The sequence below is a fragment of the Rhodococcus yunnanensis NBRC 103083 genome, from assembly GCF_001895005.1.
GTDB lineage: Bacteria > Actinomycetota > Actinomycetes > Mycobacteriales > Mycobacteriaceae > Rhodococcoides > Rhodococcoides yunnanense.
On record NZ_BCXH01000001.1, the window covers coordinates 553,729 to 580,006 of the forward strand.

Annotated in this window: 24 protein-coding genes; 3 read left to right on the forward strand and 21 right to left on the reverse strand. The window is 64.5% G+C overall.

The features are described from left to right. Positions 1-38: 38 nt before the first annotated feature. Genes ribD through RY1_RS02450 form a run of 4 tightly spaced genes read right to left on the reverse strand, consistent with a single transcriptional unit; the run spans position 39 to position 2,731 of the window. The gene (gene ribD / locus RY1_RS02435) at positions 39-1,067 is read right to left on the reverse strand and encodes a bifunctional diaminohydroxyphosphoribosylaminopyrimidine deaminase/5-amino-6-(5-phosphoribosylamino)uracil reductase RibD (RefSeq protein WP_371829443.1); all 1,029 of its coding nucleotides are present in this window, start codon (positions 1,065-1,067) and stop codon (positions 39-41) included. Next, a complete protein-coding gene (rpe, locus tag RY1_RS02440; RefSeq protein WP_072801895.1) occupies positions 1,064-1,741 on the reverse strand; it encodes a ribulose-phosphate 3-epimerase in 678 nt (225 codons plus the stop codon). Before rpe ends, ribD begins: the two co-directional genes overlap by 4 nt. 9 nt (positions 1,742-1,750) lie before the next feature. Continuing rightward, positions 1,751-2,098 carry an MmcQ/YjbR family DNA-binding protein gene (locus RY1_RS02445; protein ID WP_072801896.1) on the reverse strand — a complete coding sequence of 116 codons (348 nt, stop codon included), beginning with the start codon at positions 2,096-2,098 and terminating at the stop codon, positions 1,751-1,753. A 60-nt stretch (positions 2,099-2,158) separates the two neighbouring features. Further along, on the reverse strand, positions 2,159-2,731 hold the full coding sequence (locus RY1_RS02450) for a CGNR zinc finger domain-containing protein (protein ID WP_072801897.1): 573 nt from the start codon (positions 2,729-2,731) through the stop codon (positions 2,159-2,161). A 97-nt stretch (positions 2,732-2,828) separates the two neighbouring features. Here RY1_RS02450 and RY1_RS02455 point away from each other — a divergent pair, with 97 nt between their 5' ends. Together RY1_RS02455 and RY1_RS02460 are read left to right on the forward strand one after the other, a co-directional pair. Next, the gene (locus RY1_RS02455; protein WP_072802264.1) at positions 2,829-4,001 is read left to right on the forward strand and encodes an epoxide hydrolase family protein; all 1,173 of its coding nucleotides are present in this window, start codon (positions 2,829-2,831) and stop codon (positions 3,999-4,001) included. A 128-nt stretch (positions 4,002-4,129) separates the two neighbouring features. Next, complete coding sequence (locus RY1_RS02460; protein ID WP_072801898.1) at positions 4,130-5,422, forward strand: HNH endonuclease; 1,293 nt, start codon at positions 4,130-4,132, stop codon at positions 5,420-5,422. Here the strand turns inward: RY1_RS02460 and RY1_RS02465 are convergent. The 3 genes from RY1_RS02465 to RY1_RS02475 form a co-directional block, all read right to left on the reverse strand. After that, positions 5,415-6,854 (reverse strand): RsmB/NOP family class I SAM-dependent RNA methyltransferase, encoded by a 1,440-nt coding sequence (locus RY1_RS02465; RefSeq protein WP_072801899.1) that lies wholly within the window; start codon positions 6,852-6,854, stop codon positions 5,415-5,417. The two genes, RY1_RS02460 and RY1_RS02465, sit on opposite strands and share 8 nt — an antisense overlap. Continuing rightward, positions 6,851-7,774 carry a methionyl-tRNA formyltransferase gene (gene fmt / locus RY1_RS02470; RefSeq protein WP_072801900.1) on the reverse strand — a complete coding sequence of 308 codons (924 nt, stop codon included), beginning with the start codon at positions 7,772-7,774 and terminating at the stop codon, positions 6,851-6,853. Before fmt ends, RY1_RS02465 begins: the two co-directional genes overlap by 4 nt. A 66-nt stretch (positions 7,775-7,840) precedes the next feature. Continuing rightward, a complete protein-coding gene (locus tag RY1_RS02475) occupies positions 7,841-8,494 on the reverse strand; it encodes a PadR family transcriptional regulator (RefSeq protein WP_072802265.1) in 654 nt (217 codons plus the stop codon). Between the two features lie 311 nt (positions 8,495-8,805). Here RY1_RS02475 and RY1_RS02480 point away from each other — a divergent pair, with 311 nt between their 5' ends. Then, positions 8,806-10,545: a GGDEF domain-containing protein gene (locus RY1_RS02480; RefSeq protein ID WP_072801901.1), complete on the forward strand. Its 1,740-nt coding sequence runs from the start codon at positions 8,806-8,808 to the stop codon at positions 10,543-10,545. Here the strand turns inward: RY1_RS02480 and RY1_RS02485 are convergent. The 14 genes from RY1_RS02485 to pyrR form a co-directional block, all read right to left on the reverse strand. Further along, positions 10,461-11,312, reverse strand: coding sequence for a cyclase family protein (locus RY1_RS02485; protein WP_072801902.1), 852 nt, complete (start codon positions 11,310-11,312; stop codon positions 10,461-10,463). The genes RY1_RS02480 and RY1_RS02485 overlap by 85 nt on opposite strands. A 104-nt stretch (positions 11,313-11,416) precedes the next feature. Further along, positions 11,417-13,441 carry a primosomal protein N' gene (locus tag RY1_RS02490; protein ID WP_174565300.1) on the reverse strand — a complete coding sequence of 675 codons (2,025 nt, stop codon included), beginning with the start codon at positions 13,439-13,441 and terminating at the stop codon, positions 11,417-11,419. A 30-nt stretch (positions 13,442-13,471) separates the two neighbouring features. Further along, positions 13,472-14,686: a methionine adenosyltransferase gene (metK, locus tag RY1_RS02495; RefSeq protein WP_072801904.1), complete on the reverse strand. Its 1,215-nt coding sequence runs from the start codon at positions 14,684-14,686 to the stop codon at positions 13,472-13,474. Positions 14,687-14,886: 200 nt separating this feature from the next. Continuing rightward, entirely contained in the window at positions 14,887-16,137 is a 1,251-nt protein-coding gene (gene coaBC, locus RY1_RS02500; RefSeq protein WP_084727139.1) for a bifunctional phosphopantothenoylcysteine decarboxylase/phosphopantothenate--cysteine ligase CoaBC, read from the reverse strand. A gap of 23 nt (positions 16,138-16,160) precedes the next feature. After that, the gene (gene rpoZ / locus RY1_RS02505; protein ID WP_072801906.1) at positions 16,161-16,466 is read right to left on the reverse strand and encodes a DNA-directed RNA polymerase subunit omega; all 306 of its coding nucleotides are present in this window, start codon (positions 16,464-16,466) and stop codon (positions 16,161-16,163) included. A gap of 79 nt (positions 16,467-16,545) precedes the next feature. After that, positions 16,546-17,142 (reverse strand): guanylate kinase, encoded by a 597-nt coding sequence (gene gmk / locus RY1_RS02510; protein ID WP_072801907.1) that lies wholly within the window; start codon positions 17,140-17,142, stop codon positions 16,546-16,548. A 29-nt stretch (positions 17,143-17,171) separates the two neighbouring features. Further along, entirely contained in the window at positions 17,172-17,492 is a 321-nt protein-coding gene (gene mihF, locus RY1_RS02515) for an integration host factor, actinobacterial type (protein WP_072801908.1), read from the reverse strand. Between the two features lie 142 nt (positions 17,493-17,634). Then, positions 17,635-18,462, reverse strand: coding sequence for an orotidine-5'-phosphate decarboxylase (gene pyrF / locus RY1_RS02520; protein ID WP_072801909.1), 828 nt, complete (start codon positions 18,460-18,462; stop codon positions 17,635-17,637). Beyond that, positions 18,459-21,800, reverse strand: a complete 3,342-nt coding sequence (carB, locus tag RY1_RS02525) for a carbamoyl-phosphate synthase large subunit (RefSeq protein WP_072801910.1) — start codon at positions 21,798-21,800, stop codon at positions 18,459-18,461. The genes pyrF and carB overlap by 4 nt, the downstream gene beginning before the upstream one ends. Continuing rightward, a complete protein-coding gene (gene carA, locus RY1_RS02530; RefSeq protein WP_072801911.1) occupies positions 21,800-22,933 on the reverse strand; it encodes a glutamine-hydrolyzing carbamoyl-phosphate synthase small subunit in 1,134 nt (377 codons plus the stop codon). The genes carB and carA overlap by 1 nt, the downstream gene beginning before the upstream one ends. Continuing rightward, positions 22,930-23,442: a PH-like domain-containing protein gene (locus RY1_RS02535; protein ID WP_072801912.1), complete on the reverse strand. Its 513-nt coding sequence runs from the start codon at positions 23,440-23,442 to the stop codon at positions 22,930-22,932. The genes carA and RY1_RS02535 overlap by 4 nt, the downstream gene beginning before the upstream one ends. A 3-nt stretch (positions 23,443-23,445) precedes the next feature. Beyond that, positions 23,446-24,747: a dihydroorotase gene (locus RY1_RS02540; RefSeq protein ID WP_072801913.1), complete on the reverse strand. Its 1,302-nt coding sequence runs from the start codon at positions 24,745-24,747 to the stop codon at positions 23,446-23,448. Beyond that, positions 24,744-25,691, reverse strand: coding sequence for an aspartate carbamoyltransferase catalytic subunit (locus RY1_RS02545; RefSeq protein ID WP_072801914.1), 948 nt, complete (start codon positions 25,689-25,691; stop codon positions 24,744-24,746). Before RY1_RS02545 ends, RY1_RS02540 begins: the two co-directional genes overlap by 4 nt. After that, entirely contained in the window at positions 25,688-26,269 is a 582-nt protein-coding gene (gene pyrR, locus RY1_RS02550) for a bifunctional pyr operon transcriptional regulator/uracil phosphoribosyltransferase PyrR (protein ID WP_072801915.1), read from the reverse strand. Before pyrR ends, RY1_RS02545 begins: the two co-directional genes overlap by 4 nt. Positions 26,270-26,278 lie beyond the last annotated feature (9 nt).

Consider the following 26,278-nt stretch of genomic DNA (forward strand, 5'->3'; position numbering starts at 1 on the left):
GATGTCTCCTCTTCGCTAGAGTTGCTGAGCCCGAATGCTCACTGGCGGTCTGGTACGGCGCTGACGACGATGTCGCCGTCGATCGAGTCGACACTCTCGAACGTGAACCTCTTCGCCTCCGAAATTGTTCCGACGCCTGCGTTCTCCACTGCCGAGAGCCCGGACCCCAGGACTGTGGGGGCGATGTAGGCAATGATGCGGTCCACCAGTCCGGCGGCGAGAAATGCGCCGGCGACGGTCGGTCCTCCCTCGAGAAGAACATCGGTGTGCTCGGCGAGAGCCTCGATCACCTCGCGCGGATCTCGACTGTGCACGAAGACCGTCGGCGCATCGTCGCCGAGAATCCGCGCGGTCCTCGGCACTTGCCTCAGTCCGAACACCACGCGTGTCGGCTGATGCGGCGAGTTCGTTCCGTCCGCGAGACGCGCGGTCAGCAACGGGTCGTCGGCGAACACCGTTCCGGTCCCGACGATGATCGCGTCGAGCTTCGATCGGTGCGCGTGAACGTGAGCCCTTGCCCCCTGACCGGTGATCCATCGACTCGTCCCGTCGGCGGCGGCGCTTCGCCCGTCGAGGCTCGCCGCGTACTTCAGCGTCACGTGGGGTCGACCGGTTCGTTGCTTGTGCAGCCATGCCCGGAGTGGGCCTCGGCTGACGACCTCGGCACCGAGACCTGCCTCGACCAGCACTCCCGCGTCGGCAAGCGTCCGAGCGCCACCCTCGGCCAGCGGATTCGGATCGGCCACGGAGTAGAGGACTCTCGTGATCCCTGCGTCGATCAGCGCCCGGGAACAGGGCCCGGTCCGGCCGGTGTGATTGCACGGCTCGAGCGTCACGACAGCGGTTCCGCCGCGAGCACTCGTACCTGCCCGCTGCAACGCGACGATCTCGGCATGCGGGCCGCCGGGCGGACGCGTCGACCCGACTCCGACGACGATCCCGTCTCGATCGAGAATCACAGCACCGACAGGCGGATTGGGGCTGGTGCGACCGCGAGCTGCCTCCGATGCGTCGACGGCCGTCCGCAGCGCCTCGTCGAGGGAGATCGGCCCGTCGGCGGACATCAGAGCGACAGGTGGTTGGATGCGCGGGCCGCCTGGTTGCGAAGACCTCGTACTGCGGCCGCAGGATCTGCGGTGCCGTACACCGCGGACCCGGCAACGAAACAGTCGATTCCGGCCTCGGCGGCTTGCTCGACGGTGTCGACGTTGATTCCGCCGTCGATCTCCACGACGAGCTTCAGCTCACCGGAGTCGACGAGATTGCGGACGATGCGTGCTTTGCTCAGCACCTCGGGGATGAACGATTGCCCACCGAATCCGGGCTCGACGCTCATCACGAGAAGCGTGTCGAATTCTCGAAGGATCTCCAGGTACGGCTCGATCGGAGTACCTGGTTTGACGCTCAATCCGGCCTTGCCGCCCGCTGCCCGAATATCTTTGGCCACCGCGATCGGGTCGTCGGTCGCCTCCGCATGAAATGTGACGTTGTACGCACCCGCCTCGGCGTACGGCGGTGCCCACCGTGCTGGATCCTCGATCATCAGATGGCAGTCGAGAGGGATGTCGGTCGCCTTCAACAAGCTCTGCACGACGGGTAGACCGAGGGTCAGATTGGGCACGAAGTGCGCGTCCATGACGTCGACGTGCAGCCAATCGGAGCCCTCGACGGCTCGGGCTTCCTCGCCCAGGCGAGCAAAATCGGCGGAGAGAATGGACGGTGCGATCATCGGAGCTGCCACCGCCCCAGCCTAGTGGGTCTCGTCGTACCGTCTTCGCACGGTCTTGGGCGCCTGCATCCGCCATGCCTCGACGATCATGTCGCGCAGTTCCGCGCTGTCCACCCGGTCGAGGTCGACGATGATCGACCCATATCCGTCGTAGTGCGGCGTCGTGTAGAACGCCGCACTACCCGATGCGAGAAGTGCTTCCTTCTCGTCGAGCCCGCACACGACAACGAGGCCGCCCTCTGCTTCGGTCCGCAACCGAGCCATCAACTTCCCCGCCACCTTCAACGCGGGCGTGTTGTAGGACGTGGATTCCTCGACCTTCGGAAGTTCGACGGCCGACGCGACGACCTGTTCCCACCTGATTGCCATGTACTCAGGGTTCCGCAGCCGCGGGCCTGCGTCTTGTACGAACGCGCACTTACCGAGCTGTCACACGTGTAGCAATTTGTCTCGCTGATTCGCGCGGAAGCGTGCCTTCTTCTGACGATTGCCGCACGTGTTCATGTCACACCACCTGCGCGTGCTACCTCGGCTGATGTCGAAAAACACGGCCTGGCAGCTTTCCGATGCGCATATCGCCAGCTTCCCGTCTCGTTCGCCAGCAATGATGCTGATCGCGTCGGCGGCGATAACGCTCAACGCATCCGAGACACAGCCAAGCGAGCTGAGTTCCCAGACTCGATTCCCTTCTGGCGTCAGGGCTGCCGTCGCCCGACCTCGGGCGCTGCAGTCATTGACGACCAGGACTGCAGATGCAGGGAGTGCTTGCTGGAGCGCAGCGGCTGTCGCGGCAGCGTGAATCGATTCCCGCAGATCACGCGCGAGGCCGAGTTCGGTGGCTGTACAGGTCTCCACGGCAAGATCGTTCGCTGTCAACCAGTCGGCGAGCCTGCGCGGCGTGGGAATGCGTTCCACAGCGTTGCCGTGACGCTCTGTCAAGGTTGCCGTGAAGCTGGTCGCCAATACGCTACCGAGGCGAAATTCGGGGAACTCGACGTGCATGGAACCACCTTAGGTTGTTGCACTGCACGGTGTGCGGGTGTTAGAACCGTCTAAGCCGGTTCCATGCACACGCACTTCTATGACAGCAGGAGACCTCATGCCCCGATCGGCCAGCGAAGTACAGCCGTTCTCAGTCCACGCACCCGACGTCGACCTCGACGATCTACGGTTGCGATTGGCGGCAGTGCGCTTGCCGGAGGCAGAGACGATCTCGCCCACGTCTGCCGATCATCGCCGATGGAATCAGGGCGTCCCTCTTTCCGACCTTGCCGAAGTCTTGAACTACTGGCGGACGAAATACGCCTGGAGATCGTTCGAGGAGCGCCTCGACCGGATCGGCCAGTTTCGTACGACGATCGACGGCCTGGGAATTCACTTCTTGCACAGCAGATCCGCACGCGCGGATGCGACTCCCTTGATTCTCACGCACGGCTGGCCGGGCAGCATCGTCGAGTTCATCGGCATAGTGAACGAGCTGGTAGATCCCGAAGATCCTCACACTCCGGCGTTCCACGTCGTGATCCCGTCGCTACCGGGCTTCGGATACAGCGACAAGCCACACCACACCGGCTGGGGAACCGAAAAGATAGCCGCCGCATGGGTGGAGCTGATGAGTAGGCTCGGTTACGACACTTTCGTAGCCCACGGCGGCGACTGGGGAGGCGTGATCACCACGATCCTCGGCGGCAGATTCCCAGCACACGTTCTCGGAATACACACCACATTCGCCGAGGCGCCGCCCGGACTGGCTACGGAGGGACTGACGCCGGTCGAGCTGAAATGGACCGAGGAAACCCGCGACTTCTGGCGGAACCACGCGGCATACGCGAAGCAACAGGCGACCCGACCGCAGACCATCGGCTACTCGCTCGTCGACTCACCGGTAGGGCTACTCGCGTGGATCCTCGACAAGTTCGCCGAGTGGTCCGACACCGACGACAGCCCGTTCGAGACGATCTCCATCGACAGCATTCTGGATGACGTCACCCTGTACTGGCTGACACGTACGGGCGCATCGTCGGCCCGTATTTACTACGAGAGCCACAACTCGCTCGACCCAGAACTTCGAGTCGACGTCCCGGCAGCGATCACCATGTACCCCCGGGATATCGGTAAATGTCCACGCGCCTGGGCACAAGAGCGGTACCGGCGGATCGTCAAGTGGACAACTCCCGAGGTCGGGGGCCACTTCCCATCCCTGGAGGTACCCGAATATTTCGTCGATGATTTACGGCAAGGCTTGACGGCAGTGCTGACTGCCGGTCGATGAGCGCCGCGAGGGCCCAGAGTCCTCGCACCGCGCTCCCCGATATCGCACCAACTAAGCTATGAATGTGCAATTCAATCGGTGAAACTTGCTGTGGTCCATGACCTTTGATACTATCGAACATACATTCGATGGGGGTCGGAATTGTGAACAGCACAGAGATCGCAGAATTCGCAGTGGCGCTGCAGGAGATCCGTGACGACGTCACCAATGCTGAACTTATCGACACGATCAGCGCACTGGAGGATATGAAATCGGCTGCATGCGCCGCCCAGGCGGTCATCAGTGCACAGTTCGAGAGTGCCGTCCGCGAAGAGCGCCGCCAGCGCGGTACACCCGCCGATCGATGGTCCAAGGGCATATCCGCTCAGATTGCGTTGGCACGCAAAGAGTCTCCACATCGAGGAGGCCACCTGCTCGGCCAGGCCCGCATCCTGACCGAGGACATGCCGCATACCCTGAATCTGCTGCGTACGGGGCATCTCAACGAGTGGCGAACCTCGCTGATCATCAAGGAGATCATCTGCCTCGATCGAGACGACCGCCGACACATCGACGAGCAGCTGTGCGCGGACCCCGAGACGCTACGCGGACTCGGAGACACAGCAGTTCGCGGCAAGGCATACACGCTGGCAGTGGAACGCGATTGCGCCGCAATCGTCGAACGAGCACGGAAAGCACCGAATCAACGGTGTGTCACCAGCAGACCGGCGCCGGATTCGATGGCGTACCTGACGGCATTGTTGCCGATGAAAGATGCAGTCGCAGTTCACGCCACACTCAGCCGCGACGCCGACACCATCATCTGCACCGAAGACGTCGTCGAACGCAGCAAGAACCAGATCATGGCAGACCTTCTTCTCGAACGATGCACCGGCGTCTCGGCAGCGTCGGCTTCGCCGGTGGAGGTGGTGATCGTGATCTCCGACGAGTCACTGCTCGCCGGAGGGACCGCGCCGGCGCACGTCAAGGGATACGGACCGATCCCTGCAGCGATCGCCCGCGACATCATTGCTCACTCGGTGACCAGCGAAGCCGTGACAACTCTCCGCAAGCTGTACAGCACACCTGTGACCGGGGCGATCACCGCGATGGAATCGACGGCGCGCGCATTCCCGAAGTCACTGGCACGCCTGATCGATCTGCGAGATCGATGGTGCAGAACGCCGTACTGCAACGCTCCGATCCGCCACCACGACCACATCACCCCGCATCACGCCGGAGGTCCCACCAGCGCACACAACGGCGCCGGCCTGTGCGAAGCGTGCAATTACACCAAGGAAACGCCGGGGTGGTCATCGAGGAGCGACAACCCACCGGGAACCCTGCACTCGTTCGAACTGATCACCCCGACCGGTCACCGATATCGTTCCACCGCCGACCGGACCCCGACGCCGCTCCACCTGAATCGTGAAGCTAGCTGACCGGCCGCTGCAACGCGGCCAAGAACATCGCATCCGTTCCGTGGCGATGCGGCCACAGCTGAACCGAAGGACCGTCGCCGATACCAGGAACCTCGGGAAGCAGTGTGCGCGTGTCCAATTGCAGAACCCCGTATCGGCGAACGGCGTCGGCGACGACGCCGGAGGTCTCCGACAGGTGAGGCGAACACGTGGAATACACCACGACTCCACCCGGTCGAACGAGCTTCAACGCCGACGCCAGCAATTCCTTCTGCAGGGTCACCAGCGCCGCAACATCCTTGGCCGATCGACGCCACCGCGCCTCCGGCCGCCGTCGCAGAGCACCGAGGCCGGTACAGGGCGCATCGACGAGAACGCGGTCGTATCCGCCGTCGAGACCCGGATCGCGACCATCGACGACATGCACGGTGACCGGCAACGCCTTGGTCGTCTTTCGAACCAGCTCCGCGCGGTGAGCAGTCGGTTCGACTGCATCGACGTGCGCGCCGTCGATCTCCGCGATCGCACCCAGCAGCGCGGCTTTACCACCCGGACCGGCGCACAGATCCAGCCAGCGCCCGGTGTCCGGTCCATCGATCGGCGCCAACGTCAGTGCCCGCGCGACCAATTGACTGCCCTCGTCCTGGACTCCGGCCAGACCATCACGCACGGCATCGAGCTTTCCCGGATCACCGCCGTCGAGATACACAGCGTAGGGCGAGTACTTACCCTCCTCACCGCCGGTGACGAGAGCCAGTTCCTCGGCCGAGATCTCACCGGGGCGGGCGACGAGATGCACTGCAGGCCGTGCATCGTCGGCTTCGAGAACATCGGCGAGTTCGGCCGCATCGGCACCGAGAGCGTCGGCGAAGGCCTGCGCAATCCATTTCGGGTGAGCATGTTCGAACGCGAGATGTCCGACAGGATCTTTGTCGGCGTCGGGGGCAAGCTCGTCGACCCACTGCTCAGCGGTCTTCTCCGACACTCGCCGCAGTACGGCGTTGACGAAACCGGCTTTACCACTGCCGAATTCGGCGCGCGTGAGATCTACCGACGTCGCGACAGCTGCATGCGGGGCCACTCTCGTCCGCAGCAGCTGGTACGCACCGAGTCGCAGAATGTCGAGCAACCCACCGTCGATGTCGGAAATCGCACGCCCGGAACCATTTTCGATCACGGCATCGAGCAGCCCACGCGCGCGGGAGGTGCCGTACGCGAGCTCGGTGGCCAGCGCAGCGTCCCGTGTGTCGAGCTTGCGCTCACGCAGCAGACCGGGCAACACCAGGTTCGCGTACGCGTCGCGCTCGCGGACGGCCTTCAACACATCGCGGGCCGCCAGCCGCGCCTTGTCGACGGCAGGCACCGCAGTGGGGCCGTTTCCCCTGTTGGGGCGATTGCCTTTGGGACCGCGAGACCCGGGTGACCGAACGGGACGCTTGTTCTCGGAGCTCACAGGGCCACCGCCGTTTCGGTCAGCCGAGCACCGCGTGCCCAGTCGAGTGCCTTCATCAGTTTCTTGCCCTGCGGTTGAATGTCACCGAGGAGAACCGCGCGCGTCGCGGTTCCCACGAACACGCCGTCCTTGCGTACGAGAATGCGGCCGGGTTCGAGTTCGACGTCGGACAGTGAAACGGGCGCAACCTTGAGCCGGGTATCACCGATCGTCGTCCAGGCGCCGGGAGCCGGGGTCACCGACCGGACGTGCCTGTCGACGGCTGCGGCAGACGAAGTCCAGTCGATACGAGCCGACTCGACGGTGACCTTGTGGGCGTAGGACACGCCGTCCTCGGACTGGGCGATCGCTGACGCCTCACCCGCTTCGATCGCATTCAGCGTCGCTTCCAGCAACTCGGCCCCGCTGACGGCGAGTCGCGCGAGAAGGTCGCCTGCGGTGTCGGTCGGCTTCACGGATTCGGTGACCACACCGAGGACGGGGCCGGTGTCCATTCCCTCTTCGAGAAGGAACGTCGACGCTCCCGTGACATCGTCTCCGGCAGCGATCGCGGCCTGGACCGGGGCTGCACCGCGCCACGCAGGCAACAATGAGAAGTGCAGATTGATCCACCCGAACTTCGGCACGTTCAGCACCGGACGAGGCAACAGCGCCCCGTACGCGACAACCGGACATACATCGGGGTCGAGCGCAATGAGCGCGTCGAGAAAGTCGGGATCCGACGGCCGGTGCGGTGACAGCACAGGAATTCCGTGCTCGTCTGCGAGACGGCCGACAGGTGAGCGTCCGACCGTGCGGCCACGCCCGGACGCCGCATCAGGACGGGTGATTACGGCGACGACGTCGTGCTTGTCCGACGCGATCAGCCGTTCCAACGACGGAACTGCCGGGTCAGGCGTACCTGCGAACACAACTCGCACCAGTGGGCTCCCACGAATAGGTAGAACGGATTTCTCACGAACTACCCATTCTAGGGAAGGGAGCCGTCACTCCTCGACACCCGTCTCGGACTCGCCTGCTCGATCGTCCTCGGCCAGGATCCGGTAGAGGCTCCTCCGTGCATCGGTCAGAACCTCGCTCGCGGACTTCACCTGATCGGGTGTTCCGACGGCTGCGACCTGACCTGCCGCCCCCATCAGCAACCCGATGAGACCTCGCAGGTCCATGGCGTCGCCACCGACACTGCTTCGGACGTCGTCCCATGGGGATCCGAGGTCCTTGCGATTCTCGTCGACGAACTGTCGGCCCTCGTCGGTCAACCGAGCCGTTTTCCGACCGTCGACCTTCTCGATCAGGACGAGTCCTTCGTCTTCCAGTTGCGAGAGCGCCGGGTAGATCGAGCCCGGACTGGGCTTCCACGCGCCTTCGCTCTTGGACACGATCTGTTGAATCAGTTCGTAGCCGTGCATCGGCGACTCGGCGAGCAGCAGAAGTACAGCTGCTCGAACGTCTCCGCGTCGGCCTCGACCTCCCCTACCTCTCCCCCGTCCCAGATTTCCACCGGGTCCGAAACCGCCACGCGGGTGTGGTCCACCGCGTCGACCTCCCCGCGCTCGCTCCGGATCTCCGTGACGTCGATCACGATCGCGAGATCGAGGCTGTTCGTCTTCGTTGCCGCCGATGTCCTGCGGCGTCCACATCGTGAAGCGATGCGGACGGTGTGCACGTTCCCCCAGCCCCAACCAGGGCCAACGCTGCATTTCGTAAAAGTTTTCCATGTCCATTCTCCTTCTGTATTTTAAGGACATATTGACGATATATCGGCAATGTATCTTTGGCAAGTGATTGAAGGTGATTCTTTTGAACGGACAACGGTCAACCGGTCCCGTAACAGCTAGCCTGTTCGCACCGAGGTTTCTCGCGCAGGGATCCCATGCGTTGGGGTTCACGACCGAATCGGACGGGCGCCTCGGCCTACGTAGAGAACATCTGTTGACGACGAGGAGCCCTCATGACGACACCACTGGGAAAGCGCATCGTCGCTTCTCTCGGCGTCGTCGCCCTCGTCGTCACGATCGCGGTATCGGGAATCCTCCCCGATGCCGCATCGACTGCTCTCGACGATGGAGCTCAACTGATCGGCGGCGCGACCGCCACGGCCGTCTGCTGGTACACCGCGCACCGCCGCAGCGGATCGGAACGTCGGTGGCGGGCACTCATGGCAGCAGGCATGGCCTGTTGGACCGGCGGAATGCTGGTCTGGGCCCTGTACCGATCCGTTCTCGGCATCCCACTGCCGTCACCGTCGTACGCCGACTTCGGCTTCTTTCTGTTCCCCATTTTCGCGGTACCCGCGCTACTGGCCGTCATCGGGCAGTCGTCGCGGCGAAGGACCGGCGGCGCAACCTACGGCTGGACGACGTCTCTGCTCGACGGTCTGGTGATCGTCGGCTCGCTGTTCGTTCTGTCGTGGTCCACGGTTCTCGGGCAGGTCGCCCGATCGAACGAATCCGATTCTCTCCGGTTTCTGGTCGCGTTGATGTACCCCGTCACCGATTTGGTTCTCGTGGTCATGGTGGGAATGTTGGCGTTGGTGCCTCGCATCGTCCGCAAGTATCGAACGCAACTCGCACTGCTGGCCACCGGCCTCGTCAGCCTGGCAGTATCGGACAGCCTCTACGCGTACTTGGTCGCGAGCGGCGCCGACGAGATGCCACTGATCGCCGATGCGGGGTTCATCGCAGCACCAGTTCTGATCGCACTGGCAGCTTCGGCGCCTCCTGTCGATCCGCGTGCGAGAAGAGCAGCTGCCGACGCACGCGGAATCGGCGCGTCCCGCACGTGGCCGGATCGCCTGGCGAGCGATCGCACGCAGTTGCTCGTGCCGTACGGTCTGGTCGCGGCGGTTGCCCTCGTGGTCGGCATCCAGTGGCTGGCCACGGGCGCCACCGATCCAGTCGTGCTCGGCCTGTTCTTCGCGGTCGTCGTTCTGTCGCTCGCCCGCCAGATGCTCACACTCATTCAGAACGACGCTCTACTACGACGACTGTCGGAGACCCAGTCCGAGTTGAGCTACCGGGCACACCACGACGGACTGACCGGCCTTCTGAACAGGGCTGCATTCGACGAGCACCTGGGTCACGCGATCGATCAGCACAACATCGACGGCCAATTGGGCGTCCTCCTGCTCATCGACCTCGACGACTTCAAAGCGATCAACGATCGACTCGGCCACGGCGCAGGCGATCGGTCGTTGAAGACGTTGTCGAAGCGCCTGCTCGCGTCGGTGGACGACGGTGACAACGGAGGAATCGTCGCCAGATTCGGCGGCGACGAATTCACCGTGCTCATTCCCGCCGGAATCGACGCCGGTTGCCGCACCGCCAGATCGATCGTCGACGCGCTCCGAGTTCCGCAGGATCTCGAGGGTCACTCGGTCTCGATCGGTGCCAGTGTCGGGGTTGTGGAGTTGGAAGTCTTCGACGGCGAGGTCACCGCAGACGTACTGCTGCGCAACGCAGATCGGGCCATGTACGAGGCGAAGAAGAACGGCAAGGCAGGCGTCTTCGCGTACGACTCCGACGGGACGCTTCGCCTGGTCTACAACCTCGCCGAGCGCCGCGTGCCGTTCGACTGGTGGTCGAACGGCAGGGACGCATGGGCCGCTCAGGGCAGTCGCGGAATCAACCCGAATATGGTTGCAGGTGAACCCGACCCGGCTCGGTTGATCGCGCCGCCGACCAGAACGTAGGCACCGGCCGCTGGGAGCGCACCCAGGTTGGCGAGGTTCTCCAGACTGATTCGATGATGGTCGTACAGCTTGACCGACACCGGATAGGTCTCGTCGTTACCCAGATCGGGCCCGAAGGTGTCGGTCCCCAGAGCTCCTCGCGCGGCGAGCCGGCCGGTGTCGATGAGCCACTGCGCAGCATCCGGTGAGAAGCCGGGTTGATGGGTCACTCCGTCGGCGTCCGCATTGACGTACGCATCGGTACCCCACTTCGAATCCCATCCAGTCCACAGGATCACAGCCGCTCCCGATGGGATGCGCCCGTTCGTCGCCTCCCACTGCTGCAGGTCGGCAACGGTCACCGCGTAATCCGCGTCGGCTGCTGCCTTGTCTCGAATGTCGATCTTCACCGCGGGCAGGAACAGGTCCTCCGGCACGAGTTGGTCGGCAGTCAATCCACCGTCCTGAAAATGCGCCGGGGAGCCCCAGTGGGTTCCGGTGTGCTCGCCTTCTCTGACGTTCTGCAGGTAGTAGCCATCTGCGGCAACGGTCGCGGCCGTTTCCAGTACGAACTCGGGATCGCCGGGGAAGATCGGCGTCGTCGCCGGATCGTTGACGTGCGAGAGCGAGACGATACCGAGCAACCTGTCCAACGGAACGCCGAGTCCTGGAAAATCGGCCGATCCGGTGCCCGGTGCCGCCTGCGCGAGCGCCGGTCCCGCCAGGCGTGCGCCGGCAACCACTGCCAAACCTGTTGCAACACGACGCATCAGCTGCCGTCTCTTCATCCCCGAACCTTCACTTTCCGTATGCGGCGAGACATCCGTCACCCCGCCCAGTGTCGTCAGGATCAGACTCTATGCGTCCGGATCGAACAATCGTGTTCGACGGGTCAGCCGATGCGGATCGGGTCGATCTGAATTCGCACGGGCGTAGTGATCTTGCGGACGCTTCGGGACGCTTGCGCGTCTGCCAGAGACCGAGCGAGTGCTCCACCGGCACTCCTCGGTACCCGAAGCAGCATGCGCTGCACATCACCGGACAGTGCGTCCTCACCTCCGCCTGCCGGCGGACGTTGACCGTCCGGAAGTGGCACCGGCCCCAGAATCTCCGTCCCCTCGGGAAGCGCCGCAGATTCGAGAAGCGAGGTGATCGACGCTGTCGCTCCGTCGAGTGCTGCTACATGAACCGCAGGTGGGAACCGCACCTCGACTCGTTCGTCCAACTGACTTCTCGCATGGCCCACCGGATCCCACCGCACGAACGACTGCACTGTCGGAATTTCGGCTTCGGCGACCACCACGACGCTGCCGCCGTCGCGTCCCGATCGCACGAGTGCCCCAGCAGTCATCCACCGCCGCAATGTTTCTTCGGCCGCGCGCAGATCAGCTCGACCCAGTAGTGCCCAACCGTCGAGCAACAGCGCCGCACCGTAACCGCCGACCGTCGACGGCTCGGCGCCGACGGTCGCAATGACCAGACTCGCACCGGCGGGAACCGTGTCCAGGACGGCGGATCCACCGGATGTGTGTACAGGAACGCCGGGAAAAGCACGCCCCAGTTCCTCCGCGGTCCGATGGGCTCCGACGACGACGGCTCTCAGTGTGCGCGAGCCGCACACCGTGCATCGGTGGTTGGTGTCTGCGATGCCACACCAACTGCACGTGGGGCTTCCAGCTCCGTCCGGACCGGCCGCGGACGGTAGCGACAGCGGACCGTTGCATCGACGACATCGCGCCGGATTCCTGCACTTCCCGCACGCGAGCGACGGAACATAGCCTGCACGCGGAACCTGGACCAGGACGCCGAGGTCGTTCTTCAGCGCGGTTCGCGCTGCATCGAAGGCGATACCGGGCAGACGGGCTGCCCTCGCACCTGGGTCGCGTGCCAGCGCGTGATCGCTGTCCGCGAGTGCCACGACGTGCGGTTGCCGTGCGCGCACCACATCTCGTGGAGCGACCAGATCGTGAGCCCAGCCGGAATCTACGAGTGCTTCCGCCTCTGCGGTTCTGGAATGGCCCGCTAGTACGACTGCGCACCCTGTCCCGTAAGCCCGCAGCAGCGCCGACTCGCGGGCGTGCGGGTAGGGCGATCGCGGCTCGGCGTAACTGTCGTCACCGTCGTCCCACATGACGAGCAGACCCAGGTTCTGCACCGGCGCGAAGACGGCGCTTCTCGTGCCGATCACGATCGAGACGGGAAGTCTCAACGCGGCCAGCCATCGTCGATACCGTTTCGCCGGTCCGAGCCCGGCCGACAACGCGACGACCGAACCTGGACCGGCTACTTCTTCGCATGCCGCGACAACGCGGTCGAGGTCACGCTGGTCGGGCACGAGGACGACCACCGACCGTCCACTCGATGCCGTGACGGCGGCGAGTTCGGCCAATCGCGTCGGCCAGCTCTCACCCGGCAGCGCCTGCCACGCTGCTCGCGGGTTTCTCCCCTGCCGAAGTGCATCCACGAACGCGGTCCCATGGGTATACGACGCCCAGGCGCCCTCGTCCGGTTGGGCGCGGAGGATCGTCGGGGGATCCGCCAGGGGCTCGCCCTCGACCTTCGCGTGACGGGGAGGAACAGCGAGGCGTAGTACATCGGCGCGTGTACCTGCGTATCGCTGAGCTACCGCGGTCACCATAGAACTCACCTCGGCGGTCAGAACACGCTCGGGCGAGACCACTCGATCCAGCCATCCCAGTTTGCCCGGGTGATCGCTGGACGCAACGCGCTCGACGAGATAACCGTCGACGAGTCGGCCCGCAAATCTGATCCGGACCCTCACCCCTGGCTGTGCATCGTCGGAGAACTCCGCCGGAACCAGGTAGTCGAACTCGCGGTCCAGGTGCGACAACGGCAGAAGCGGCAGCACCCGAGCTACAGGAAGCTCATCGGCTGCCGCTCTGGCAACGGCGGTCACCGCGATCCGGAACCCGGACGCGGTCCGGAATCAGAGACCGGCTGCCGCACGCAACTTGTCTGCCCTATCGGTCGACTCCCACGGCAGCGAGATGTCGGTTCGGCCGAAGTGACCGTACGCGGCGGTCGGTGCGTAGATCGGACGCAGCAGATCGAGATCGCGGATGATCGCCCCGGGACGCAGATCGAAGACCTCGGAGATGGCCGCCTGGATACGCGCGGGGTCGGTCTTCTCGGTGCCGAACGTCTCGACGAACAATCCGACTGGAGCGGCCTTACCGATCGCGTACGCGACCTGGACCTCGATGCGGTCTGCAAGCCCTGCCGCCACCGCGTTCTTCGCGACCCACCGCATGGCGTACGCGGCACTTCGGTCCACCTTCGACGGGTCCTTGCCCGAGAACGCGCCGCCGCCGTGACGGGCCATGCCGCCGTAGGTATCGACGATGATCTTGCGGCCGGTCAGACCGGCGTCGCCCATCGGACCGCCGAGAACGAACTTGCCGGTGGGGTTGACCAACAGCCTGATGTCGGAGGTGTCCAATGTGGGCACGTTCAGCTCCGCGAGAACGGATCCGAGAACCTTCTCGCGGATGTCCGGGGTCAGCAGATTGTCGAGATCGATGTCGGCGGCGTGCTGAGTGGACACGACCACGGTGTCCAGGCGCACTGCATTGTCGCCGTCGTATTCGATGGTGACCTGGGTCTTGCCGTCCGGGCGCAGGTACGGCAGCACGCCCGACTTGCGGACCTCGGTGAGACGACGCGCCAGGCGATGCGCCAATGCGATCGGAAGCGGCATGAGCTCGGGGGTGTCGGTGTTGGCGTATCCGAACATCAGCCCCTGATCGCCCGCACCCTGACGGTCGATCTCGTCGTCCGACAGACCCTCGACGCGAGCCTCGTGCGAATGATCGACGCCCTGTGCGATCTCGGGAGACTGGGCGCCGATGGCGACGTTGACACCACACGAGTTGCCGTCGAAGCCCTTGGCCGACGAGTCGTAGCCGATCTCGAGCACCTTCTCGCGCACGATCTTCGGGATGTCGGCCCACGCGGTGGTGTTGACCTCGCCGGCCACGTGAACCTGGCCTGTGGTGACCAACGTCTCCACAGCCACACGTGCACGCGGATCCTCGGTGAGCAGCGCATCGAGAATCGAGTCGCTGATCGCGTCACAGATCTTGTCTGGGTGCCCCTCGGTCACGGACTCACTGGTGAAGAGCCGACTGCCGGACTTGCTCACGGATTTCCTCTCGACGTGTTTCCCCGGCCGATCGGAACCCCTGCTCCCATCGGCCCATGCTTGTCACTCGGTAAAGCTGCTTGTTCGTGTACTGCGGTGGTCCAGGTGGACGGCGTGCACGTTTCGGCACCCAGGCCCTACCGGATTCCTGAGCGCACATCGACACTAGTCGTGCGCGCTCTGCCTGTGCACCTTTGAAATCACCCGTGATCGGAAAGCGGAGACGGTGCGGACGTCAGAACGGACACGACTGCATCCAGTACTCGACTTGCCAGCAGCGCTTTCGATCCGTCGCCCAGTGCAGATTCCGATCCGTCCGCACCGAGCAACCACCCATCGTTGTGGTCCACTTCGAACGCTTTGCCGTCACCGACTGCATTGACGACGAGCAGATCGCAGCCCTTGCGTCGGAGCTTCGTCCTCGCATAGGTGAGTACGTCGCCGTTCTCGTCGCCCGTCTCGGCGGCGAATCCGACGATGACGGTCGAGTCGGCGATCTCACCGTTACGGCGCGCGTCGACAAGCCCTGCAAGGATGTCGTCGTTGCGAACCAACTGGATCGAGTCGGGCTCGTGCGCGCCCTTCTTGATCTTGCTCGCCGCGATGGTGGTGGGACGGAAGTCGGCGACGGCGGCGGCCATGATCACGGTGTCTGCCTCTGGTGCGTACTTGCGCACCGCATCGTGCATGTTGTGTGCGGTCTTGACGTGTATCACCTCGACTGCCGCCGGATCGGCGAGCTCGCTCGTGTACCCGGCGATCAGGGTGACGTCCGCACCGCGTTGCGCGGCCACCCGCGCCAGGGCATAACCCTGCTTGCCCGAACTGCGGTTTCCGAGGAACCGGACGGGGTCGAGAGGCTCACGCGTCCCACCCGCTGTCACGACGATCTTCCGACCCGTCAGATCCTGTGGAAGCGCATCGTCCCGCTCCGAGAGCAACATCGCGAGCGCGTGGATCTCGGCGGGCTCGGGCAGCCTGCCCGAGCCGGTGTCGCGTCCGGTCAGCCGGCCCGAAGCAGGTTCGACGACAGTGACCCCGCGACTGCGCAGCGTTGCGACGTTGGCAACGGTCGCAGGATGCTCCCACATCTCCGTGTGCATCGCTGGTGCGAGCAGCACGGGGCACCGCGCAGTCAGCAGCGTTGCGGTGAGAAGGTCGTCGGCACGACCGGCAGCGATACGGGACAGCAGATCGGCCGTCGCGGGCGCTACGACGACGAGATCGGCTTCCTGTCCGAGGCGAACGTGTGGAACCTCGGGCACGTCGGTGAACACACCGGTGTGCACCGGGTTACCGGACAGCGCCTCGAATGTCGCACGTCCGACGAACTCCAGTGCGGATTCGGTCGGTATGACCCGCACGTGATGCCCGTTCTCGGTGAAGCTTCGGATGAGGGAACAGCTCTTGTAGGCGGCGATGCCCCCACCTACCCCGACGACTACGCGCAACGGCTCTAGTCCTTTACCGGTTCTTATTCGCCTTCGACGTGCTCGAGGAGATCGGCGTGGATCTCACGGAGCGCGATCGACAGCGGCTTCTCCTGCAGACCCGGCTCCACGAGAGGACCGACGTATTCCAGGATGCCGTCACCGAGCTGGTTGTAGTAGTCGTTGATCTGGCGAGCGCGCTTGGCCGCGTAGATCACGAGGGCGTACTTGGACGACGTGCGTGCGAGAAGCTCGTCGATGGGCGGGTTGGTGATTCCGAGCGGTGTGTCGTATGCCGGCAGAGCGCTGCGTCCGTCGAAGTCGGAAACGGCCGCTGAAGTGCTGCTCACTAGTGTTCTCCTGAAATTGCATCGTTGGTGCTACGAAACCGCTGCTGGGCGACTGTTCGAGCGTGAAGCAGGCCTCCGGTCAACCGACTGACGACCTACCGACCAACAAGGATACCAACTGTTCGCACGAATGGTCGACATCGGTATTGACAATGACCGTGTCGAACTCTTCTTGCGCCGCCAGTTCGACCTTGGCTGTCTCGAGCCTGCGTTCGGTGGCGTGTGATTCCTCGGTCGCGCGCGATGTGAGCCTCTGTACCAGATCCTCCCAGGTCGGCGGCGCCATGAAGACCAGAAGAGCTTCCGGCTTGGACACCCGAACCGCACGCGCGCCCGCCAGGTCCAGCTCGAGCAGCACGGGCTTGCCGTCTTCGAGAGCCTTCTCGACCGGGGCGGAGGGAGTGCCGGACCGGTGCAGGCCGCTGTGCACGCTGGCCCACTCCAACAACTCGTCGGCCTCGATCATCCGGTCGAACTCGGCAGCGGTCACGAAGTGGTAGTCCTCGCCGTCGACCTCACCCGGACGAGGGTCTCGCGTGGTGACCGACACGCTGAACCACAACTCCGGCAGCTCGCGCCGAACAACTCGCACGACACTGGACTTTCCGACGCCGGAGGGACCGGCCAAAACGATCAGCCGGCCCCTCCCGCGCGGTGACCCGTCGCTATCGGACACGTGCGTTACCTCTTGATTTCACTGATTCCTCAGGCTTCGAAATCGAATTTGGTCAACAGAGCCTTGCGCTGGCGATCGCCGAGGCCACGAATGCGACGAGTCGGAGCGATCTCCAGCTCCGTCATCAATTCCTGTGCCTTCACTTTGCCTACTTTCGGCAGCGCTTCGAGCAGAGCCGAGACCTTCATCTTGCCGAGGATCTCGTCGTTCTCGGCATCTTTGAGCACCTGTGCGAGATCAGTTCCGCCTCGCTTGAGACGCTCTTTGAGCTCGGCCCTGACTTTACGGGCGGCAGCCGCTTTCTCCAGAGCAGCTGCACGCTGCTCTGCGGTCAACTGGGGAAGCGCCACGTTTCCTCCGTCTCATCGTGAGTGAACAGTTGCTGCTTCACCGTCGGCAACGAAGCAACAGCAGCGACGTTACCGACGGAAGGGCCTGACCGCTAACCCGCCCCCGGCGCCCAGGAGCCGAGATCGATGGTCTATGCCTGCTCTACCGTAGGCCGTGCTCGATCTCGTCGCGAAGCGTCCTCGCGGCGTCCTGAAGTGCACCGACGGAGGGACCGGCAGCGAGGACTCCTCGCGAGGAGTTGGGCAGGAGAAGCTCCCGAGAACCGGTGAAGATCTTCGCCAGATCCTCCACTCCCGCGCCCTGTGCTCCGAGTCCAGGGGCCAGGATTGGACCGGCGAACTCGGACAGATCCAAGCCATGGTCACGTGTGGCGCCAACGACCACGCCGACGGTCTCGAGCCCGTCGCGGTCGACGTCGGCGGCGCCGTCGACGATCGACTGGGCGACCGACCGATCCGCAGCACGCGCGCCCTGCAGATCCGCGCCTTCGGCGTTCGAGGTTCTCGCCAGCACGAACACTCCCCTGCCGTTGTTCGCTGCCACGGCGAATGTTTCGCGAAGAGAGTCGAACCCCAGGTACGGCGACACCGTCACGGCGTCGGCGGACAGCGGTGAATCGGCACCGAGCCACGAGGCCGCGTACGCGGCCATGGTGCTCCCGATGTCACCTCGCTTGGCGTCGGCGATCACCAGGGTGCCCGCGTCGCGCAGCACGCTGATCGTGCGTTCCAGAACTGCGTAACCGGCACTGCCGTACGCCTCGAAGAACGCCACCTGCGGCTTCACCACCGCAATCTCGCCCACGAACGCCTCGACACAGATCTCCGCGAACGCTTCGAGTCCGTCGGCGGACCGTGGCAAGCCCCATGCATCGAGAAGCGCCGGATGTGGGTCGATACCGACGCAGAGCCTGCCACGTGCCGCTGTTGCGATGCGTAACCGTTCGGCCCACGAGTGCTGATGGCTCATGCCGGGATCGTGCCGCCTGCGATGGCCGCGTGCAGATCCTGCAGTGATCGCACTCCGATACCGCCTGCGATACCGGCTTCGATGCCCTGCACTGCGGCCGACGCTCCCTGCACCGTCGTGATGCACGGAATGTTCTGCGCGACTGCTGCGCTACGGATCTCGTATCCGTCGACGCGTGGACCCGAGTTGCCGTACGGCGTGTTGATGACCATGGCGACGTCACCTGCGAGGATGCGGTCGACGATGGTCGACGCCCCGGCAGGCACCTCCTCGCCGGACTGCTTGTAGACCTGCTCGCACGCGATACCGTTGCGCCGCAGCACCTCTGCGGTGCCTTCGGTCGCGAGGATCGTGAAGCCCAGGTCCGCGAGACGCTTGACCGGGAATATCAGCGAACGCTTGTCCTTGTTGGCGACGGAGACGAACACCGCACCGGATGCAGGCAGCGAGCCGTATGCAGCTGTCTGGCTCTTGGCGAACGCGGTGCCGAAGTCCGCGTCGATGCCCATGACCTCGCCGGTGGACTTCATCTCCGGACTCAGCAGTGTGTCGACCCCGGTTCCGTCGGCGCGGCGGAACCTGTTGAACGGCAACACTGCTTCCTTGACGGCGATCGGCGCGTCGAGAGGGGTGGTACCGCCGTCACCCTTCGCGGGCAACATGCCGCTGGCCCGCAGGTCGGCGATGGACTCACCGAGCATGACGCGGGCGCACGCCTTCGCCAGCTGCACGGCCGTGGCCTTGGACACGAACGGAACGGTCCGGCTGGCACGCGGGTTGGCTTCGAGGACGTACAGAATGTCGTCCTTGAGTGCGTACTGAACGTTGAGCAGACCCTTGACGCCGATGCCCTTGGCGAGCAGTTCGGTGGAGCGTCGCACGTTCTCGATGTCGGCGCGACCCAACGTGATCGGCGGAAGCGCACACGCGGAGTCGCCGGAGTGGATACCTGCTTCCTCGATGTGTTCCATCACACCACCGAGGTAGACCTCGGTGCCGTCGCACAAGGCGTCGACGTCGATCTCGACCGCATCTTCGAGGAAGCGGTCGACCAGAACCGGACGATCGTGCGAGATCTCGGTCGCCCGAGAGATGTAGTCGGCGAGCGACGCCTCGTCGTACACGATCTCCATGCCGCGTCCGCCGAGGACGTAGGACGGACGCACGAGTACCGGGTAGCCGATGCCTGCTGCGATCTCACGGGCACCATCGAACGTCGTGGCCGTGCCGAACTTCGGCGCAGGCAGGCCTGCTTCGGTCAGTACTCGTCCGAACTCGCCGCGATCCTCGGCCAGGTCGATGGCCTCCGGGCTGGTACCGACGATCGGCACCCCCGCGGCCTTCAGTCGCTTCGCGAGGCCGAGTGGTGTCTGGCCACCCAGCTGGACGATGACACCTGCGACGGTGCCGGACTGTGATTCCGCCCGATAGACCTCCAGGACGTCCTCGAACGTCAGAGGTTCGAAGTACAGACGATCAGCGGTGTCGTAGTCAGTGGAGACGGTCTCGGGGTTGCAGTTGACCATGACGGTCTCGTACCCGGCCTCCGACAACGTCTGCGCCGCGTGTACGCAGGAGTAGTCGAACTCGATGCCCTGACCGATGCGGTTGGGTCCTGACCCGAGGATCAGCACCTTCTGACGCTCGCGCTGCTCGGCGACCTCGGACTCGGCGTCCGGGTCGAGCTCGTACGTGCCGTAGTGGTACGGCGTCTTCGCCTCGAACTCGGCGGCACACGTGTCCACGGTCTTGTAGACCGGGTGCACCCCGAGCTCGATGCGGAGTGCCCGTACACCGTCCTCGTCGCCGAGTTCCGGTCGGAGCGCGGCAATCTGGCGATCGGACAGGCCGTGGTACTTGGCCTGGCGCAGCAGGGCCTCGTCGAACTTCTCGGCGGCACGCAACTCGTTGCCGAGCTCGTGGATCTGCTGGAACTGATCGAGGAACCACGGGTCGATCTTGGTGGCGTCGAACAGCTGCTCGAGTGTGGCACCGAGTGCAAAGGCCTTCTCGATGCCGTACATGCGGCCGTCCTGCGGAACCGAAAGATCGGCAAGCAGGGCCTCCAGGCTCTCCGCCTCGACCTCGGGGCCGGTCCAATAACCCGCACGCTTGGTCTCGAGCGAACGCATGACCTTGCCGAACGCCTCGGTGAAGTTACGTCCGATCGACATCGCCTCACCGACGGACTTCATCGTCGTGGTGAGCGTGCCGTCGGCGCCTGGGAACTTCTCGAATGCGAACCGAGGTGCCTTGACGACGACGTAGTCGAGTGTCGGCTCGAAGCACGCGGGAGTTTCTCGCGTGATGTCGTTGACGATCTCGTCGAGTGTGTAACCGATGGCCAGTTTGGCTGCCATCTTCGCGATCGGGTAACCGGTCGCCTTCGACGCGAGCGCCGACGACCGCGACACTCTCGGGTTCATCTCGATGACGACGAGTCGGCCGTCCGCCGGATCCATCGCGAACTGGATGTTGCACCCGCCGGTGTCGACACCCACCTCACGCAGGATGTCGATCGAGAGGTCGCGCATCGCCTGGTACTCGCGGTCGGTGAGCGTCATCGCCGGAGCGACGGTCACCGAGTCACCCGTGTGCACCCCGACCGGGTCGACGTTCTCGATGGAACACACGATCACGACGTTGTCGCGGCTGTCGCGCATGAGCTCGAGCTCGTACTCCTTCCACCCGAGAATGGACTCCTCGATGAGGACGTTCGCGGTCGGCGAGGCAGCGAGCCCACCGCCGGCGATTCGTGTCAGGTCGGCGTCGTTGTACGCCATGCCGGATCCGAGACCACCCATGGTGAACGACGGACGCACCACCACGGGGAAGCCGAGCTCCTCGACCGTCGCGCGCACCTCGTCCATCGTGAAACAGACGGCCGACTTCGCGGACTCGCCGCCGACCTTGGCGACGATGTCCTTGAACTTCTGGCGATCCTCGCCGCGCTGGATCGCGTCGAAGTCGGCACCGATCAGCTCGACGCCGTACTTGGTCAGGATGCCCTGCTCGTGCAGTGCGACAGCTGCGTTGAGCGCCGTCTGACCGCCAAGGGTGGCCAGGACGGCCTCGATCGGATGTCCCTGCTCGGCCTCGCGGGCGAAGATCTTCTCGATGAACTCGGCGGTGATCGGCTCGACGTACGTGGCGTCGGCGAACTCGGGATCGGTCATGATCGTGGCCGGGTTCGAGTTGACCAGGCTCACGCGCAGTCCCTCTTCGCGCAGCACGCGGCACGCCTGGGTACCGGAATAGTCGAACTCGCAGGCTTGACCGATGACGATGGGTCCCGATCCGATGACCAGCACATGGCTCAGGTCTGTGCGGCGTGGCATTACTTCTTCTCCTGAAGGACGCTGGTGAAACGATCGAAAAGGTAGGCGGCGTCGTGCGGGCCTGCAGCCGCCTCCGGGTGGTACTGGACGGAGAATCCGCGTCCGCTCAGCAGTTCGACGCCCTCGACCGTTCCGTCGTTCGCGCAGGTGTGACTGACGCGTGCTCGGCCGAAGTCGGTGTCGAATTCCTCCCCGGCCTCGCCTTCGAGTGCGAAACCGTGATTCTGAGCGGTGATCGCGATGCGACCGGTGGTGTGCTCGACGACCGGAATGTTCATTCCCCGGTGGCCGAACTTCATCTTGTACGTCGAACGGCCGAGCGCGCGTCCGAGGATCTGATTACCGAAGCAGATTCCGAAGAGCGGCAGATCCCGCTCCAGCACACCCCTGGTGAGTGCGACACTGGCGTCGGCGGTGGCCGGATCGCCCGGGCCGTTCGACAGGAAGACCCCGTCCGGGTTCAGTTCGAGAACTTGCTCGATGCTCGTCGTCGACGGCACCACGTGGACCCGGACACCGCGCTCGGCGAACATGCGTGGAGTGTTGGTCTTGATACCCAGATCGACTGCAACGACGGTGAACCGCGCATCGCCGCCCACCGGTTCGATGACGTAACCCGATGTCGTGGTCACCTCGCCTGCCAGGTCTGCACCGAGCATCGACGGCTGGCCGAGTACCTGTTCCAGCAGCTCTTCCTGCGTCCCGAGTGCGTCACCGGAGAACACTCCTGCACGCATCGAGCCGCGTGAGCGGAGATGCCGTACCAGTGCGCGGGTATCGATGCCTGCGATTCCGACGACGTTCTGCGCTTCCAGCTGATCCTGAAGCGAACCGGTCGAGCGCCAGCTCGACGTACGTCTCGCGGGGTCGCGGACGACATAACCTGCCACCCAGATCTTGTTGGGATCCTGCGCGCTCGCCGCTTCGCCGTCTTCCTGGTTCCATCCGGTGTTGCCGATCTGCGGCGCCGTGGCGACGACGATCTGACGGTGGTAACTGGGGTCGGTCAGGGTTTCCTGGTAACCGGTCATTCCGGTGCAGAAGACTGCCTCGCCGAGGGTCCTACCTTCAGCCCCGAAGGTGGTGCCGCGGAAAGTCCGGCCGTCCTCCAGAACAAGAACTGCGCTGCTCACGCGGTTGTCTCCTTAGAATCGTTCGTGTCTGTCTCGGTGCCTACCCACCTGGGGTAGACGAGTTTGTCGTCGGCTCGAAAGCCGGTGTCGATCTCGGTTCCGGTCGGCAGCGCCCAGCGGATGACCAGCAGGCCGTCCTTGCTCATGACCTTGCCTGCCAGGGCGCGTTCGGTTCTGATCGCGCGCACCGACTCCTGAGGAATCCAGATGGTGGACTCACCGGTCCGCTCGAGCAGGATTCCCTTGTCGTATCGGGACAGCTCGGCGGTGGCACGGTGGCCGATGTCTCCGACCGCCACACGGTCCTGCCAACTCGGCGCGATCGTGCTGCCGACATACAACCCGGTGGAGGCTTCGATCAGTGTCGTGCCGAGCTCGGCGGGTGCGTCGGGAAACGTGCCGATCGTCGCGGCCTGACGCCTCTGACGCCCACGCCATCCCCAGAAGATCAAGGCGATCATCGCGATCCAGAACACGACGAACGCGACGACGATGAGAACTCTGTCCATACCTCAGACCTCCGAGCTGGTACGAACCGCGCTGTCACGCACGGTGATCCGCCCACGAAGCAGAGTCGTGGTCACCCTGCCCCGAAGCGTCATGGCCTCGAACGGCGTGTTGTGTGCGACGCTGGCCAGATCCTTGCCCACGACCGTCCAGCTCGCGTTCGGATCGACGAGTGTCAGGTTCGCGATCTCCCCCACCTCGACGGGGCGGCCTTGATCGGGGAGACCCACGATCTCCGCCGGACGCTCACTCATCACGCGCGCAACTCCGCGCCAATCGAGAAGTCCTGGCTCGACCATCGTCTGTACGACGATCGACAGTGCCGTCTCCAGTCCGAGCATGCCCGGCCTGGCCTGCGAGAACTCGCAGCACTTGTCCTGCTCGGCATGCGGTGCGTGGTCGGTTGCGACGCAGTCGACGGTGCCGTCGGCGAGCCCACGTCGCAGCGCCTCGACATCGGATGCCTCACGCAACGGCGGGTTGACCTTGTTGACGGCGTCGTATGTTTCCAACCTCGAATCATCGAGGAGCAGGTGATGCGGCGTCACCTCGGCGGTGATCGAAATCCCTTGCCCCCGAGCCCACTTCAGCAACTCGACGGTGCCTGCCGTGGACGCGTGGCAGATGTGCACGCGCGAGCCTGCGTCCCGGGCGAGCAGCGCGTCCCTCGCGACGATCGATTCCTCCGCCGCGCGCGGCCAACCCGCGAGACCGAGACGCGCAGCCGTCGGTCCCTCGTGAGCGAGCGCACCCACGGTCAGCCTCGGCTCCTCGGCGTGCTGCGCGATGAGCACTCCGAGCGAACTCGAATACTCCAGAGCTCGACGCATGATGAGCGGATCGTCGACGCAATGGCCGTCGTCGGAGAACAGACGAACCTTGCCGACGCCTGCAGCCATCGTCGCCATCTCGGCGAGTTGCTTGCCCGCCAGACCCACCGTGATCGCGCCGACCGGATGCACATCGACCAGACCGACCTCTTGCCCGCGTCGCCAGACGTGGTCGGTCACGACGACGGAGTCCGCCACCGGAGACGTGTTGGCCATCGCGAACACTGCGGTGTATCCACCGAGCGCGGCCGCAGCAGAGCCGGTTTCGATCGTCTCGGTATCCTCGCGGCCAGGCTCACGAAGGTGCGTGTGCAGGTCGACGAAACCGGGAAGCAGAATCTGTCCGGCAGCCTCCACGACATCGGCGTCGGCCGCATCGAGATCGGTCCCGATGGCGACGATCTGGCCGTCGTCGATCAGCACATCGGTGGCCGGTTCTTCGCCGTAGATCAGCACTCCGCGCAGTAGGACGCTCATTGCGTACCACCGTCCGAACCGACGAGCAATCGGAACAGAACCGCCATGCGCACGTGAACTCCATTCGTAACCTGTTGCAGTACTGCAGTTCTGGGTGAATCAGCTACCGAGGATGCGATCTCCATGCCGCGCAGCATCGGCCCTGGGTGCAGCACGACGGCGTGATCGGGAAGCATGTCCATTCGCTTCTGCGACAACCCGTACGTGATCGAGTACTCCCTCGGCGACGGAAAGAAACCGCCGTTCATCCGCTCGGCCTGCACCCGCAGCATCAGAACCGCATCGAGTGCAGGCAGCTCGGCGTCGATGTTGTGCGACACCCGAACCGGCCAGCTGGACGCACCGACGGGAAGCAACGTCGGCGGTGCGATGAGAACGACATCGGCACCCAGTGTCGCGAGCAGAATCGCGTTGGAGCGCGCGACACGGCTGTGCAGGATGTCCCCGACGATCCCGACGCGCTTGCCTGCGATACTTCCGAGCCGCTGACGCAAGGTCAGTGCGTCGAGCAGCGCCTGGGTCGGATGCTCGTGGGTTCCGTCGCCTGCATTGATGACCGCAGGACCGCCGCCATCGCCTTGACCTCTGGTCCACTGAGCGATCTGATGCGCCGCACCGGAAGCCGGGTGACGCACGATCAAGGCATCGGCACCGGCGGCGCGGAGAGTCATGGCGGTATCGCGCAGCGACTCCCCCTTCGACACCGAGGAGCTGCTGGCACTGACGTTGATGACGTCCGCACTCATCCATTTGCCTGCCACTTCGAAGGACACGCGCGTACGCGTCGAATTCTCGAAGAAGACGGTCATGACCGTCCGCCCACGCAGGGTCGGAAGCTTCTTGACCTCTCGTCCGAGGAGCGCTTGCTCGAAACGGTCGGCCTCGTCCAGCAATTCGGTCGCGGATTCGACAGTCAGATCCGCGACGGACAACAGATGTTTCATCGCGTGACGCTCCCGGCCGACAACGTGACTCCGTCATGGCCGTCGTGCTCGGTGAGCGAAACCGAGACGTCCTCGGAGCGCGCGGTCGGAACATTCTTACCGACGTAGTCGGCGCGCAGCGGAAGCTCCCGGTGTCCTCGGTCGATGAGGACTGCCAGCTGAACCGCCCGGGGGCGCCCCAGGTCACGCAGAGCATCCAAGGCCGAGCGAACGGTGCGACCGGAGAACAGAACATCGTCGACGAGAACGACGACGGCATCGTCGACTCCGCCGGAGGGAACTGACGTGCGCTCCAACGGCCGGTGAGGTTTGTTCCGCAGATCGTCGCGGTAGAGCGTGATGTCCAATGACCCGAGAGGTGGCCGAACACCGGAGAACACCTCGATCCGCTCGGCCAGCCGCTCGGCGAGGATCGTTCCACGGGTAGGTATACCCAGGAGAACCACTCGGGGCGCATCTCCGGAGTCCAACGCGGACTTCTCGATGATCTGGTGCGCCATTCGCGCGATGGTCCGGCCTACGTCCGCGGCGGACAACAGCTCACGGGACGGACCTGGGGGTATTTCGGGCGCAGGCAAACTACGACC

Coding starts and splice junctions, on each gene's coding strand:
- RY1_RS02445 (WP_072801896.1), bottom strand. CDS start 2,098: ATGGCAATCAGGTGGGAACAGGTCGTCGCGTCGGCCGTCGAACTTCCG.
- RY1_RS02450 (WP_072801897.1), bottom strand. CDS start 2,731: ATGCACGTCGAGTTCCCCGAATTTCGCCTCGGTAGCGTATTGGCGACC.
- RY1_RS02455 (WP_072802264.1), top strand. CDS start 2,829: ATGCCCCGATCGGCCAGCGAAGTACAGCCGTTCTCAGTCCACGCACCC.
- RY1_RS02460 (WP_072801898.1), top strand. CDS start 4,130: ATGGGGGTCGGAATTGTGAACAGCACAGAGATCGCAGAATTCGCAGTG.
- RY1_RS02475 (WP_072802265.1), bottom strand. CDS start 8,494: ATGTGGACGCCGCAGGACATCGGCGGCAACGAAGACGAACAGCCTCGA.
- RY1_RS02480 (WP_072801901.1), top strand. CDS start 8,806: ATGACGACACCACTGGGAAAGCGCATCGTCGCTTCTCTCGGCGTCGTC.
- RY1_RS02485 (WP_072801902.1), bottom strand. CDS start 11,312: ATGAAGAGACGGCAGCTGATGCGTCGTGTTGCAACAGGTTTGGCAGTG.
- pyrF (WP_072801909.1), bottom strand. CDS start 18,462: ATGAGCCATCAGCACTCGTGGGCCGAACGGTTACGCATCGCAACAGCG.
- carB (WP_072801910.1), bottom strand. CDS start 21,800: ATGCCACGCCGCACAGACCTGAGCCATGTGCTGGTCATCGGATCGGGA.
- RY1_RS02535 (WP_072801912.1), bottom strand. CDS start 23,442: ATGGACAGAGTTCTCATCGTCGTCGCGTTCGTCGTGTTCTGGATCGCG.
- RY1_RS02540 (WP_072801913.1), bottom strand. CDS start 24,747: ATGAGCGTCCTACTGCGCGGAGTGCTGATCTACGGCGAAGAACCGGCC.
- RY1_RS02545 (WP_072801914.1), bottom strand. CDS start 25,691: ATGAAACATCTGTTGTCCGTCGCGGATCTGACTGTCGAATCCGCGACC.